At 64.6% G+C, this 14,200-nt stretch carries 10 protein-coding genes; 8 read left to right on the top strand and 2 right to left on the bottom strand.

Annotated elements, in window-relative coordinates:
- Positions 1-51 precede the first annotated feature (51 nt).
- Both recF and gyrB read left to right on the top strand, forming a co-directional pair.
- Positions 52-1,164, top strand: coding sequence for a DNA replication/repair protein RecF (gene recF, locus H163_RS22555; RefSeq protein ID WP_019964242.1), 1,113 nt, complete (start codon positions 52-54; stop codon positions 1,162-1,164).
- 175 nt (positions 1,165-1,339) lie between these two features.
- Positions 1,340-3,793 carry a DNA topoisomerase (ATP-hydrolyzing) subunit B gene (gene gyrB, locus H163_RS0109000; protein WP_019964241.1) on the top strand — a complete coding sequence of 818 codons (2,454 nt, stop codon included), beginning with the start codon at positions 1,340-1,342 and terminating at the stop codon, positions 3,791-3,793.
- A gap of 81 nt (positions 3,794-3,874) precedes the next feature.
- Here the strand turns inward: gyrB and H163_RS0108995 are convergent, their stop codons facing one another.
- Positions 3,875-4,852 (bottom strand): sugar-binding transcriptional regulator, encoded by a 978-nt coding sequence (locus H163_RS0108995; protein WP_019964240.1) that lies wholly within the window; start codon positions 4,850-4,852, stop codon positions 3,875-3,877.
- A gap of 297 nt (positions 4,853-5,149) precedes the next feature.
- Between H163_RS0108995 and H163_RS0108990 the strand changes: the two genes are divergently transcribed.
- The 4 genes from H163_RS0108990 to ptsP are packed head-to-tail and all read left to right on the top strand — an operon-like array spanning position 5,150 to position 9,379.
- On the top strand, positions 5,150-6,559 hold the full coding sequence (locus H163_RS0108990) for a PTS galactitol transporter subunit IIC (RefSeq protein ID WP_026355650.1): 1,410 nt from the start codon (positions 5,150-5,152) through the stop codon (positions 6,557-6,559).
- Positions 6,556-7,023, top strand: coding sequence for a PTS sugar transporter subunit IIA (locus H163_RS0108985; RefSeq protein ID WP_019964238.1), 468 nt, complete (start codon positions 6,556-6,558; stop codon positions 7,021-7,023). Before H163_RS0108990 ends, H163_RS0108985 begins: the two co-directional genes overlap by 4 nt.
- A gap of 42 nt (positions 7,024-7,065) precedes the next feature.
- The gene (locus H163_RS0108980; RefSeq protein WP_019964237.1) at positions 7,066-7,353 is read left to right on the top strand and encodes a PTS sugar transporter subunit IIB; all 288 of its coding nucleotides are present in this window, start codon (positions 7,066-7,068) and stop codon (positions 7,351-7,353) included.
- Positions 7,354-7,387: 34 nt separating this feature from the next.
- Positions 7,388-9,379 (top strand): phosphoenolpyruvate--protein phosphotransferase, encoded by a 1,992-nt coding sequence (ptsP, locus tag H163_RS0108975; protein ID WP_019964236.1) that lies wholly within the window; start codon positions 7,388-7,390, stop codon positions 9,377-9,379.
- Positions 9,380-9,504: 125 nt separating this feature from the next.
- Here the strand turns inward: ptsP and H163_RS0108970 are convergent, their stop codons facing one another.
- Positions 9,505-11,190 carry a tannase/feruloyl esterase family alpha/beta hydrolase gene (locus H163_RS0108970; RefSeq protein WP_026355649.1) on the bottom strand — a complete coding sequence of 562 codons (1,686 nt, stop codon included), beginning with the start codon at positions 11,188-11,190 and terminating at the stop codon, positions 9,505-9,507.
- A gap of 291 nt (positions 11,191-11,481) precedes the next feature.
- On the opposite strand from H163_RS0108970, the gene H163_RS23660 reads away from it, so the two are divergent.
- Positions 11,482-11,955 (top strand): arsenate-mycothiol transferase ArsC, encoded by a 474-nt coding sequence (locus H163_RS23660; protein WP_019964234.1) that lies wholly within the window; start codon positions 11,482-11,484, stop codon positions 11,953-11,955.
- 145 nt (positions 11,956-12,100) lie between these two features.
- Positions 12,101-14,122, top strand: coding sequence for a bifunctional DedA family/phosphatase PAP2 family protein (locus H163_RS0108960; protein ID WP_019964233.1), 2,022 nt, complete (start codon positions 12,101-12,103; stop codon positions 14,120-14,122).
- Positions 14,123-14,200 lie beyond the last annotated feature (78 nt).

The following is a 14,200-nucleotide window of genomic DNA, read 5'->3' as shown; positions in this document are numbered from 1 at the left end:
CGCCCCAATGCCTCTCCGTCCTGCCGCAGTCCCATGCCATGACGGGTCACCATGACTGGCATCGGTCAGGTGGCGATTGAGCGCCTCACGCTGACGGATTTCCGCAACTATGCGCATTTCGCCCTGTCGCCGGAGCGGAAGCTCGTGGCGCTGGCCGGAAACAACGGCATCGGCAAGACCAACATTCTGGAAGCCATCTCCCTCTTGAGCGCGGGCCGCGGCCTGCGCCGCGCCAGCCTGCCGGATATTGCCCGGCGCGGTGGCGAAGGCAGCTTTGCCGTCAATGCGCTGATCACCGGCCCTTTGGGCGAAACACGGCTTGGCACCGGCTACAGTCCGAATGACAGCGGACGCCGGGTGCGGATTGATGGCACGGAAGCGCGCTCGTCCGAAGCGCTGCTGGAGTACCTGCGGGTACTGTGGCTGGTTCCGGCCATGGACGGGCTGTTTACGGGGCCTGCCGGAGACCGCAGGCGTTTTCTGGACCGGCTGACACTGTCGATTGATCCGTCCCATGGGCGGCGGGTGAATGACTTCGACAAGGCGCTGCGCCACCGCAACAAGCTGCTGGAAGACGGCGGTTCACCGGCCTGGCTTGAAGCCATCGAAGCACAGGTGGCTGAGCTGGGTGTGGCGCTGGCGCTGGCCCGGCGCGAGACCGTCAGCCTGCTGCAGGGCCGGATCGAAGCGCTGGACCAACTGGGCCTGCCCTTCCCCCGCGCCCTGCTGCTGCTGGACGGCGAATTCGAGAGCGAAGCCAACGGCCTTGCTGCCAGCGATCAGGAAGACCTGCTGCGCCGGCGGTTACGCGAAGGCCGGGCGCGCGACCGGGCGGCAGGGCGCACCCTCACCGGCCCGCACCGCAGCGATCTTCTCGTCACCCATGCGGCCAAGGTGATGCCCGCAGCGCTCGCCTCCACCGGTGAGCAGAAGGCGCTGCTGATCGGGCTGGTGCTCGCCCATGCGGACCTGACGGCGGCTGTCTCGGGCATGACACCCATTCTGCTTCTGGACGAGGTGGCGGCGCATCTGGACCCGGGGCGGCGGGAAGCGCTCTTTGCCCGTCTGACCGCGCTGGAAGCCCAGGTTTTCATGACGGGCACGGATAAGGCCCTGTTCGATGCCTTGCCGGACAGCGGCGAGATCCACCTTCTGGGCAACTGAGCGGTTGCAGGCTTGCCGCCGCACTGCAACACCCGCCCTCAAAAGGCCGGTTTTCTATGGTTTTTCCACTGTTCATACCCCCAAGGTCCGGCCATTCGGCCGGGTTGGTTGAACCCTCCGGCCAGTGCCGTATAAGGGTATCTTGATCCCCTGGACCGAATGGTGACTGATTCGGATGAGCGATACTTCGATTCCCGAGAACACCCCGTCTGCGGAAAGCTCTGCAGCACAGGAATATGGCGCTGACAGCATCAAGGTGCTGAAGGGCCTCGACGCTGTGCGCAAGCGCCCGGGCATGTACATCGGTGACACCGACGACGGCTCTGGCCTGCACCACATGGTCTATGAGGTTGTCGACAATGCCATCGATGAGGCACTGGCCGGCCATGCCGACCATGTGACCGTGACCCTCAATGCCGAGGGCTCCGTCACCGTGACGGACAACGGCCGCGGCATCCCGACCGACTTGCACTCGCAGGAAGGCGTGTCTGCGGCTGAAGTCATCATGACCCAGTTGCACGCGGGCGGAAAGTTCGACCAGAACTCCTACAAGGTGTCCGGCGGCCTGCATGGCGTGGGTGTGTCGGTGGTGAATGCCCTGTCGACTTGGCTGGACCTGCGCATCTGGCGTGCCGGCAACGAGCATTACATGCGCTTCCGCCATGGCGATGCCGAAGCCCCGCTGAAGGTGACCGGCCCGGCCAACGGCCGCAAGGGCACGGAAGTAACCTTCCTGCCCTCGACCGAGACCTTCACCAAGACCGAGTTCGATTTCGACACGCTGGAGCACCGCCTGCGGGAGCTGGCATTCCTGAATTCCGGCGTGCGCATCATCCTGACGGACAAGCGCGGCGTCGAGCCGCGCGTGGTCGAGCTGTTTTATGAGGGTGGTCTGGAAGCCTTCGTGCGCTATCTCGACCGGGCCAAACACCCGCTGCTGGATGCGCCCATTTCCATGTCGGCCGAGCGTGACGGCATCACCGTCGAAGTAGCCATGTGGTGGAACGACAGCTATCATGAGCAGGTGCTGTGCTTCACCAACAACATCCCCCAGCGCGATGGCGGCACCCATCTGGCCGGCTTCCGAGGGGCGCTGACCCGTCAGGTCACCGGTTACGCGGAAAGTTCAGGCCTTCTGAAGAAGGAAAAGGTGTCGCTGACCGGCGATGACTGCCGCGAGGGCCTGACCTGCGTTCTCTCCGTCAAGGTGCCGGACCCGAAGTTCTCGTCCCAGACGAAGGACAAGCTGGTGTCCTCCGAAGTGCGCCCGGTGGTGGAGAACATCATCAACCAGGCGCTGGCCGAATGGCTGGAGGAAAACCCGGCCAAGGCGAAGTCGCTGGTGTCCAAGGTGGTGGAAGCCGCTTCCGCCCGTGAAGCGGCGCGCAAGGCGCGCGAGCTGACCCGCCGCAAGGGCGCGCTCGACATCGCCTCCCTGCCCGGCAAGCTCGCCGATTGCCAGGAGCGCGATGCCTCCAAGGCCGAACTCTTCCTCGTCGAGGGTGACTCGGCAGGCGGCTCGGCCAAGCAGGGCCGCCACCGCGAAAACCAGGCCGTGCTTCCGCTGCGCGGCAAGATCCTCAACGTGGAGCGTGCGCGCTTCGACAAGATGCTCTCTTCCAACGAAATCGGCACGCTGATCACCGCGCTCGGTACCGGCATCGGCAAGGAAGAGTTCAACGTCGAGAAGCTGCGCTACCACAAGATCATCATCATGACGGACGCCGACGTGGACGGCGCCCACATCCGCACCCTGCTGCTGACCTTCTTCTTCCGGCAGATGCCGGAGCTGATCGAGCGCGGCTACATCTATATTGCCCAGCCGCCGCTCTACAAGGTGAAGCGCGGCCAGTCGGAACAGTATCTCAAGGACCAGACGGCGCTTGAGAACTATCTGATCGGCACCGGCCTTGAAGACACGTCCCTGGCGCTTGCCAATGGCGAAGTGCGCATGGGCGCGGATCTGCGGCAGGTGGTGGAGCAGGCGCGCGCCATCAGCGGCATTCTCGACGGCCTGCACTCGCGCTATGACCGTGCGGTGGTGGAACAGGCGGCGATTGCCGGCGCGCTCAATCCGGACACGCTCAACGACCGGGAAAAGGGCGAGCAGGCGGCTGCCTATATTGCCCGCCGTCTCGACATTCTCGCCGATGAATTCGAGCGGGGCTGGACGGCCGAGGTGCGTGACGATGGCGCGCTCGTCTTCCGCCGCACCGTGCGCGGCGTGGATGAGGTTGCCACCATCGATCCGGCGCTTCTGGCCTCGGCCGATGCCCGCCGCCTTGACGCCCATTCGGCCCATCTCAATGAGATCTACGGCAAGGCCGCCGTTCTGCGCCGCAAGGAAACCGAGACGGCGATCCGGGGGCCGCAGGCGCTGCTGTCCACCATCTTCGCCCTCGGCCGCAAGGGCCTCAGCCTGCAGCGCTACAAGGGCCTTGGCGAGATGAACCCGGAGCAGCTGTGGGAGACGACGCTGGACCCGAACGTCCGCTCGCTGCTGCAGGTGAAGGTCAAGGAGGCCGATGCGGCCGATGACATCTTCACCAAGCTGATGGGTGACGAAGTGGAACCGCGCCGCGAGTTCATCCAGGACAACGCCCTCAGCGTTGCCAATCTGGACGTGTGATGCCGGATCCGGCGGGCTGACCCGCCGGATTCCGTCCCGCAGGGGCTGGCTTCCTGCCAGCGCGGATGTCTCAGGCCCTGTTCACGCCCCCTTGCGGGCGAGTGCCTGGGCGATTTCCTGATCAATGATGATGGTGCGGGCAAGACCTGCCTTCATCACCGCCTTCAGGGGCTCGGTCTTGCGGGCGCCGGAAGCGATGATGACATTGGTGCCGCGTTTCAGTGCCTCGAAGGAGATGCCGACGCGGCGCTCGTTGAGGGCGCAGTCCACCAGACTGCCATCAGCGGCCAGCAGAAAGCCGCCGATCTCGCTGACGGCGCCAGCGCGGATGGCGTCCTCCACCTCCGGCGCGCCGATGCCCGCCAGCCGGAAGAAGGTGCCGCCCGGCTGCACGCCGCCGCAGCTCAGCAGGTTGAGCGCCGCCGTCTCGCCCTTGTCCAGCATCGCCCGCAGCACCGGGTCCTGCTCCAGTGTCTGGCGCGTCTGCGGGCTGCCCACGTGGCTGGGTAAGGGCAGGGTGCGGGCGGGGCAGCCGATGGTCGCTGCCAGTTGCAGGGCCACGGAATAGGAACTCACTCCGTCATCAATGGAAGAGGCGCCGATCATGGCCACCACGAGGCAGTCGCTTTTGGAAAGCTGGCGCATGGCATCGGCCATGCGGGCAATGGTCCGCCCGCCGGCAACGCCGAGGATCATGTCCGGCGTATTCAGCAGAATGCGGGAGAGGTGGTTGCTGGCGGCAATGCCGACCGATTCGCGCCCCAGCCGCTCGGCGAAATCCGGTTCGGAGGACTGAGCCTCCAGCGGCGGCGTCAGCACGCATTCCTCCACCCCGTAGCGCTGGCTGATCCAGTCACTGAGTGCGAGGGTTTCCGCCATCTCATGTTCGACGGAAATCTTCACAAGCCCTGTGTCGCGGGCCTGTGCCAGCAGCCGGTTGACCTTGGTGCGTGAGAGGTTGAGCCGCCGGGCCACCTGTTCTTGCCCCAGTCCATGGACGTAATAGAGCCATGCGGCGAGCACGCCCAGATCGTCATCACCGGACTTGGGTCTTGCCATGTTTCCTCCCTCGAGCCTTGCCGGGACATTTCACCTTGCATCTAGATGATGCAGACAGAGCGTCGCAGCAACCTGAACAAATGTTCAATATCAGCACACTTGACACATATCCATATCCGGGTTTAGACAAAAGTGCATGAGATGCACATTTGCCCGATCCTTTGCCGGAGAAGGCCATTGCGCATCGGGCCGGCGGAGAGTGCAGCAGGCATCCTGGAGGGAGAGTGCCTGCCGCGTTAGAGCTTTCCGTCCCGGGCCTGCCCGGATCTCTGGCCGGAACCTTGGGAGGAAAAACACATGGATAGCCTGTTGTCTGGGCTGAAGACTGTCGTCGACGGATTGGGCGCGACGGTTCTGCTGCCGATCATCATCTTCATCATTGCCGTGGTTCTGGGCGCCCGCCCGGGCAAGGCGTTCCGCGCCGGTGTCACCATCGGCGTCGCCTTCATCGGCATCAATCTCGTCATCGGCCTGATGTGGACCAACCTCAGCGAGGTGGCGCAGGCCATTGCCACGAACACCGGCGTCACCCGCGACATCGTCGATGTGGGCTGGCCGTCCTCGGCCGCCATTGCCTTCGGCTCGCAGGTCGGCCTCTGGATCATCCCCATCGGCATTGCCGTGAACGTCGTGATGCTGCTCGCCGGTCTCACCCGTACGCTGAACGTGGATGTGTGGAATTTCTGGCACTTTGCCTTCGTCGGCTCGCTGGTGGTCGCGGCCACCAATTCGCTCGGCATGGGCCTTGCCGCTGCCGCCATCATTGCCGTCATCTGCCTGATCTTCGCCGACTGGAGCGCCAAGGCCGTGCAGCGCTTCTATGGCCTGCCGGGTGTTTCGGTGCCGCATCTTCTGTCGGTGCAGATCCTGCCCATCGCCGTGGCGGTGAACTGGGTCATCGACCGTATCCCGGGCCTGCGTGACATAGACCTCAGCACCGATCACATCCAGGAGCGCCTCGGCGTGCTGGGTGAGCCGGTGGTGCTGGGTCTCGTCATCGGTGTGGTGCTTGGCACCATCGGCTTCTGGAACCCGGATGATATCGCCGGCATGATCACCAAGGTTCTAAAGACCGGCATCAACCTTGCCGCCGTGATGCTGCTGCTGCCGCGCATGGTGAAGATCCTGATGGAAGGCCTGATCCCGGTTTCGGAGGCCGCCCGCGAATTCGTGCAGAAGCGCGCCGGCAACCGCCAGATCAACATCGGCCTCGACTCGGCCATCCTCATCGGCCATCCGGCTGCCATCTCCAGCGCCCTGCTGCTGGTGCCGATCGCGATTCTCCTGTCGGTGGTGCTGCCGGGCAACCGGGTGATCCTCTTCGCCGACCTTGCCGTGATCCCCTTCGTCGTGGCGCTCGCCGCACCCATCGTGCGGGGCAACGTGCTGCGCATGGTCATCATCGGCACGATCACGCTGGGTATCGGTTTCTACATGGCCGGCTCGCTCGCCCCGCTCTTCACCAAGGCCGCAGTCTCTTCCGGCTTTGCAATGCCCGCCGGCGCCTCGCAGATCACCGCCATCGGTGACGGCTTCGTCTGGCTGGTCTGGGTGACGCTGGAGCTGGTGCAGGTCTTCGGCATCATCGGGCTGGTGATCCTGGCCATCTGTGCTGCAGCTGCCCTTCTCGCCCTCATCAGCAAGCGCGCCGCGCTGGAGCGGCTGGCGGGCGGTGAGGATGATGCGGCCAAAGGAGCAAACGCATGACGGAATCCCTTGCAGACTGCGTGGTTGAGGACGGTATCTTCCTCAAGGCGCAGGCACAGGATGCAACCTCGGTGATCGGCCTTCTGGCCGGTCACCTCAGGGCCAAGGGCCTTGTTGCCGACACCTATGTGCAGGCCGTCATCGACCGGGAAAAGGTGATGCCCACCGGCCTGCCGATGGAAGACGGGCTAGCGGTGGCGGTGCCCCACACCGATCCGCAGCATGTCATCCGCTCCGGCATTGCCATCGCCACGCTGGCGGAACCTGTTGCCTTTGCCAGCATGGACGATCCGGACAATCAGCTGGCCGTACGGGTGGTTTTCGCGCTGGCGCTGAAGAGCAAGGATGAACAGATCGGCATGCTTCAATCCATCGGCAGACTGCTGCAGGATGGGGCGCGAATCCGCAAGCTGATCGAGGCAACCGATCCTCACGAAGCACGGACGCTGCTGAACGCCGCCTGACCCGCAAAGCGGGCGGCGCAGAAGAACAACAGGAGGAAACTGATGGCGCAGACCAAGACCGTTCTCGTGGCATGCGGCACCGCCGTCGCCACATCCACCGTGGTGGCCAACAGCCTGGAAGAGGCCATGGCCGCGCGCGGCATCCGCATCGAGACCCGCCAGTGCAAGGCAACCGAGGTGCCCAGCCTGATCGATCAGGCCGATCTCGTCGTCTCCACCACGCCGCTGCCGCCCAACCTGCCCAAGCCCGCGATCGTCACGCTCGCCTTCCTCACCGGCATCGGCCGGGAGGCGGAAATCGAGAAGATCGCCAAGATCCTCGCAGGCTGAGCCTCGTCTGATACACGAAAACGGGACAGGACCGATGGAGACGATGAAGCGCGTGCGCGTTGGCGTCGAGGGGGGCTTGCATGCCCGCCCGGCTGCCGAGCTCGTCCGCCTCGCCAAGGGCTTCGAGGCGGAGATCGTGATCGGAGCCGGAGCGCAGACCGCTCCGGCCCGCTCATCGCTGAAGCTGCTGCTGCTCGGCGTCAAGGAAGGCGACGAGGTGGAGTTGCGCACCAGTGGCCCCGATGCCGCCGAGGCCCTGTCCGCCGTCTCCGGCTTTCTGACTGGCGGAACGGCACATGAAGCCGCTGAAGCCCCCGTCTCTGTAGCCAGCAAAGCAATCCCGGCATCTGCTGAGGAACACGCTCCTGCCGTTGGCGCAGGGCCCGCTGGCGCCCTCAAGGGCATCGGTACTGGTGGCGGACCTGCCATCGGTCCGGTGTTCCATTTCATCCAGCCCGCGCTGGAGGCCCCGGCCGGCCCCACCCCGCCGGAAGCCCGCAGCGCAGAGCTGGAGAAAGTTGAGGGCGCCCGCGTCCGGCTGCTTCAGCAGATCCATGACGATGCAGCCCGCGCCGCGTCGCCTCAAAGCCGCGACATCCTGACCGCCATCGCCAGCCTTGCCGAAGACGCAGACTGGGCCGCAGCCATTGCCGCCCATGTGGCTGACGGACAACCGGCCATCACCGCCATTCTGACCGCCGGACGTGAGACGGCAGCCGCCCTCGCTGCCCTGCCGGACCCTTACGCCCGTGCCCGCGCCGAAGACATGGATGCGGTGGCCCGGCTGCTGGCACTTGCCGTCAACGGCCTGAAGCCGGTGTCCCTTGCTGATTGCCCGGAAGGGGCGGTCATCGTGGCCGGGGATCTGACCGCGCTGGAAATCGGCGCGGCAGACCTGCGCCGCACCGGTGGCCTCATCTGCCGCAACGGCTCGGCCACCAGTCATGCCGCCATTCTGGCCAAGGCCTTCGGCATTCCCGCCGTTTTCGGTGTGGCTGACCCGCAAGGCAAGCTTGCCGCAGCGCGGACGGTCGCGCTGGATGGCACATCGGGGCTGGTCTACCCGGAGCCGTCATCTGATGTCACTGCGGCCTTCGAGGCGCGCTGCGCAGAAGCCCGTACCGAGGCAGAGCGGCTCTCTGCGCTCCGGGATGTGGCGCCGGTCACGCGCGATGGCACACCGGTCATTGTTGCCGCCAACATCGGCGCGGTGAAGGACATTGAGCTGGCAAAGGAGCACGGCGCCATGGGCGTCGGCCTGATGCGCACCGAATTTCTGTTCCTGGGGCGCACCGCCCTGCCGGATGAGGAAGAACAGTTTTCCACCTACCGGACCGTGCTGGAGGCTTTCCCCGGCCATCCGGTGGTGATCCGTACCCTCGACATCGGCGGCGACAAGCCGGTGCGCGGCATTTCGGTGCCGCAGGAGGAAAATCCCTTCCTCGGCCTGCGCGGCATCCGGTTGTGCCTCGCCAATCCGGGTCTGTTCAAGTTGCAGCTGCGGGCGCTCTTACGCGCGGCCCCTTACGGCGATCTCAAGGTGATGCTGCCCATGGTCAGCGATCCGGCAGAAATCGCCCGCACCCGTAGTCTCCTTGCTGAATGCGAAGCCGAGCTGACGGCAGAGGGTAAGGCCTTTGGCCGCTTTGATCTCGGCACCATGGTGGAAACGCCGGCCGCCGCCCTCATTGCCCGTGATCTGGCGGCGGTGACGGCCTTCTTCTCCATCGGCACCAATGACCTCACCCAATATGTCATGGCCGCCGACCGGATGAACCCGTCCGTCGCCAGCCTCTGCCAGACGCACAATCCAGCTGTTCTGCGCGCTATTCGCATGGTTGCGGAGGCTGCGCAGGCGCATGGAATCTGGTGCGGCATCTGCGGCGAGGCGGCCTCCGATGCAAGCCTGCTTCAAATCTTCCTTGATTCCGGCGTGCGCGAGCTCAGCATGGCGCCAGCCTCCATCCCCCGCATCAAGCAGGTCATCGGCGCTGCCACCCTCTCCTCCCCGCCTCAGATCCCCTGAGGTCAGACGCCAACTGCCCCGGAAGACCGCTTCCGGGGCTTTTTTTTCTTGGCTAAGCCCGTGCGGCGCTTGAGCATCTTCAAGGCGTGATGCGTCAGCATCGAAAGCCTTGGTATTACGGGATCTCACTGACAGGTGAAGCTCTCCGCCGAGGCCGGATCGCTGCCGTTGTAGCGGGCCACCTGCGGATGCGGGCAGAGCTTGCGTGTCACTTTGCCCAGCGCCGCGATGCCCTCCTTGTTGCCATCCGTCACGGAGGCAATCACCGCACCGGGAGCCCTGTCCTTTTCCACCCAGTCCGTCAGACTCGCGAAAAAGTCGAACCCGTCTGCTGTCGGGCCACTGGCCCCATGAGGCATGCCGGCAACCCGGTAGTAGCGGATGAAACCATCACGCTCGGCGCCGGTATTGGCCGAAAGCCGTTCGAACCAGGCATCCGTGTCACGAATGGAGAAGACCGGATCACCCGCCCCATGGAACAGGACAATCTTGCCGCCAGCCGCCCGGAACGCAGCAAGATCGGGATTGTCCGCGCCTGGCGGGGTCATGAACTCCATGGCGGATTCGGGAAAGTCATCCGTCTTCGCAAAGATCTTCGGCGCATCCGTGTCGAAGTTGAAGGCGGCGAGATAGGCCATCAGCGCCTCGGGCGTGCCGTCAACACGGGTGGGCGGAGTAGTGAAAATCTGCGCCAGTGAGGGGGCGCCCAGTGCCACGATACGCGGCAAATTGGCAAAGGCTTCCGCCTCGCTGTTGACCCGCCACATGCGCCAGTTGGACGAGGCCATGGCCGTATCCCAGACCCAGGGTGCATAAAGCTGCTCGCCCTTGCTGTTGTGCGGTCCCTTCAGCATCGTCTTCAGCGCTTCAATCTTTGGCTGGCTCAGGCAGCCGGTTTCCTGCCCGGCCTTGCAGGCGAGTGCGGAAACATCAAAGGCCTTCTGGCAGCCATCGATATCCTGCGCCAGACCATCCGTCAGACCGTCCAGCCCGTCACAGGCGGCCAGAATTCCCCTGGCGAGAACATCCGTATCGTCCTTTGACAGGGACGTGCGGATATCGCCGGAAATGGCCGCCAGCGCCTGAAGGTCATGGGCATGCTGCACGGCCGCCTTCGGCAGGTTGAAGCCCGGATAGGCGATCAGCAGCCCGTCAAAGGCATCGGGCATCCGCTCTGCCGCCACCATGGCATGGCGCCCGCCATTGGAGCTGCCAAGACCGTAAGACCGCTGTACAGGCTGGCCATAGAAGGCTTCGACCATCTGCAACGCCACCGGATTGAGCCGCGCGACGGCACCATAGCCATAGTCCCGGCGGGCCTGAGGATCGAAGCCGAAACGCGCCCCGCCTGCAAGTCCGGCATCCTTCACCGCTGCACCATCATGGCCAGCATCGCTGGAGACCACCGCATAGCCCCGGCCCAGTGCTGTCTGGCTCTTGTCACCGCCCAGCACCTGGCCGAGGGCTGGCACCACACGGCCGTCATTGCCGCCATTGAACTGATGTACGAAACCGCCGTTCCAGTTTTCCGGCAGGCGCAACTCGAAGGAGATGGCATAGGGCTGGCCATCAACGCCGGTGCGCCGATCCAGCTTGCCGCGCACCACGCAATGGGCCACCGGGGACACATCGCTGCGGCCAATCGCGGCATCACGGGCAACCGCCTCGCTTCCCGTCACCGCAAGCCCCTCAATCGGGAACAGGGTTGCGGCAGCGGCACAATCTGCTGCGGCCAGTACATTTTCCGTGGCTGCCACAGGCAGCAGCGGCGCCGCCAGCAGGCTGGCAAGCAAGGCATGTCTCAATTTCATTCCGTCCTCCCGAAACAAAATCCGGTCTGCACCGTTTCAAAGGCTGTAATGGCGCTCCTCCTGCCATAACAGCCAAAACGTGCACTCCGGCCGCAACCCTTATTGCAGATCGCATGGTAACCGGCCTGCATTTGGCGGAACAAGTCAAATCCGCCGCCCGGCAGATACCCGCCATTCACCCTTCCAACCGGCCGGCGGCATAAGGTATCGCACGGACTGCCGCTGTCACACGTCCGTAGTGTCATCTGACTAAACAGACGCCCAAGGGGCGATGATTCGAAGAGGCCTGGAATGACCCCGTCGACTGTGCTTTTCGTCTGTCCGGACAACGCCCTGCTGGGGCCGCTGGCCGAGGCGTACCTGAACAGCCTTGCGCCGCAGGGGATCCGTGCCTTTTCTGCGGGCCCCAATCCGCGCGGCACACTGCATCCGCTGGTGCGGCGCCTGCTGCAGGACCATGGCCTGGATGCGCAGGGCCTTGAGCCCAAGAGCTGGGACATCTTCATGCTGCCCCATGCGCCGCAGCCCGACCGCGTGGTGGCACTGACGGACAGTGTGGCTGGCGGCCATCAGCCGGACTGGCCGGGCAACCCGCGCCGCACCCTGTGGCAGGTGGCGGCCTGCGAGGCTGACAGCCGTCCGGAAAGCCTTGCGGCTTGCAGCGAGTACTTCCGCCGCATTCGCAGGTGCATCGATCAGACGCTTGCGCAGCAGACACCGCCCGTGCACCGGCAGGCGCAGGAGCTGCTTCTTGCCTCTTGCTGAGACCGCGTGCACCTTGCCGAAACTTTCTGGTGCTAGATACCTGTTGAGCACATAGGCCGATACTTATATGCAGGCGGCCTTGGCCCGAGAACCCTGCAGCCATGCGTGTGAGGCCTAAAGTGTTGCGATCAGGTGGAAGCCGTTCTTGACCGAGTATCTCAATCAGATCGTCACGTTCCTCGGAGATAATCCGGAACTGGCCGGGCTCATCTGCTTCCTCATCGCCATGGGCGAGGCCCTTTTCATTGTGGGCCTCTTTGTGCCCAGCACCGTGGTTCTGGTCGGTGCGGGCGCGCTCGCCGGTCTCGGCAAGCTCGATCCGGTGTCGATCTTCATATGGACCACCCTCGGCGCCATCGCCGGTGACGCGATTTCCTATTGGGTCGGCTATTTCTACAAGGACCGGCTGCGCAATGTTTGGCCGCTGTCCCGCTACAAGAGCATCATGGAGCGGGGCGAGGCCTTCTTCCGGCTGCATGGCGGCAAAAGCGTCTTCATCGGACGCTTCGTGCCGGGGGTGAAATCCGTCGTGCCGGGCATCGCCGGCATGGTGGGCATGGACGCCTGGTACTTCACGTTCGTCAACGTCACCTCGGCCATTGCCTGGGCCGTCTCGCACCTCGGACCCGGCTTCATTGCCGGCACCGCGCTGAGTGCCATCGGCGAGGTCAGCGGCCGTCTGGCGGTGATGCTGGGCGTGCTCTGCGTCATTCTCTTTGTCGTGATCATGCTGGGCCGCTGGCTCATCCAGATCATCATGCCGCTGTTTGCCGGCACCCATGGCGCCATCATCGGCTGGTTTGCCCGCCGTCCCGGCCCGGTCTCGCAGTGGGTGGCCCGCTCTTTCGATCCGCAGCATCCCCGCTCCACCGGCATGCTGGCATCCGCGCTCCTGCTGATCATCACCATGCCCGCCTTCTTCTGGCTGGTGACGCAGCTGACGCCGGGCGACAGCCTGACCCAGGCGGATCTGGCGATCCGAAACCTGTTCGAGAGCCTGCGCTCGCCACTGGGTGACCGCATCCTCGTGCCCATCACCATGCTGGGCGATGGTTTTCTGCTGACCGTCTTTGCGCTGCTGGCCGCGGCCTATCTGTTTGGCCGCAAGGCCTGGCGCCGGGGCACCGGTTTCCTTATCGCCGTCAGCACAACGGCGCTGTTCGTGCCGCTGATGAAGGCTCTCGTCCTGCGCGACCGGCCCAATGCCTTTGGTGACGGTGTGCATGGCTTCAGCTTTCCCTCCGGCCATACGACGGTCACCACGGTCATTTTCGGCATCATTGCCGTTCTGGTCGCCCATGAGCGTTCGGCCTGGTCCAAGGCCGGCATCTTCACCATCACCGCCATCTATGTGCTGACCATGGCTTTCTCCCGGGTCTATCTCGGGGTGCACTGGACCAGCGATGTGCTGGCGGGCCTGCTGTTCGGCACCGCCATGGTCGCCGCCTTTGCCTTCGTCTTTGGCCATGTCCACAATGAAAAGGTGGGCCGGGGCGTTCTGGTGGCGATTGTCGCCAGTGCCTTCGTGGTGTTCGGCGGCTGGCACATCACCCGCAACCTGCCTGCAGCCCTTGCCACCTACAGCCCCGTGCCGAACGAGCAGGTGCTGGACGAGGCGGATTGGCTCGACAGCGGCTGGACCCGCGTTGCCCCGCGCCGCGTCGGTCTCAGCGGCGATGAGGAAGAGCCGTTGATCGTGCAATATGCCGGAGATCTCGGCACCCTTGCCCGCCGGCTGGAACAGGAGGGCTGGCAAAAGGCTCCGGCCTGGACCGTAAGATCTGCGGCCGGCTTCATTGAAGGCCAGACCAGCGCGGAGGTTCTGCCCGCTCTGCCGCGGACCCATTATGGACGCTATGCCGCCCTGGTGATGATCCGCAACAGCAATGCGCCGGACAAGAAGGACGACATCCGTCAGGTGCTGCGCCTGTGGCCCACAAGCTTCGTCATCGGGAGCGGTGAGGACGTCAGCCCCCTCTATGCGGGCGGCATCATTTCGGAAGAGATCCTGCATCCTCTTGGCGAGTTCTCCGCTCCCAAGACGGAACAGGCCGCCCCGCCGGCGGACCGCAATCCCTTCCTGCTGCTGCCGGGTGCGACGGAGCGCCAGCGCCCGGATGGATCGGCCGTAACCCTGGTTCCTGTCCAGCCCCCGGCGGCTCAATAGTTTCACTTAATTGAAAATACGTCTTGGCATGGCCTGCCTAGTTTCCTATGTATGAAACTAGCGGCCGTTTCCGGCCGC

Source organism: Pannonibacter phragmitetus DSM 14782 (assembly GCF_000382365.1).
Taxonomy (GTDB): Bacteria; Pseudomonadota; Alphaproteobacteria; order Rhizobiales; family Stappiaceae; genus Pannonibacter; species Pannonibacter phragmitetus.
Note: the sequence above shows the minus strand (reverse complement) of the source record. Positions and strands in the feature narration are given on the sequence as shown.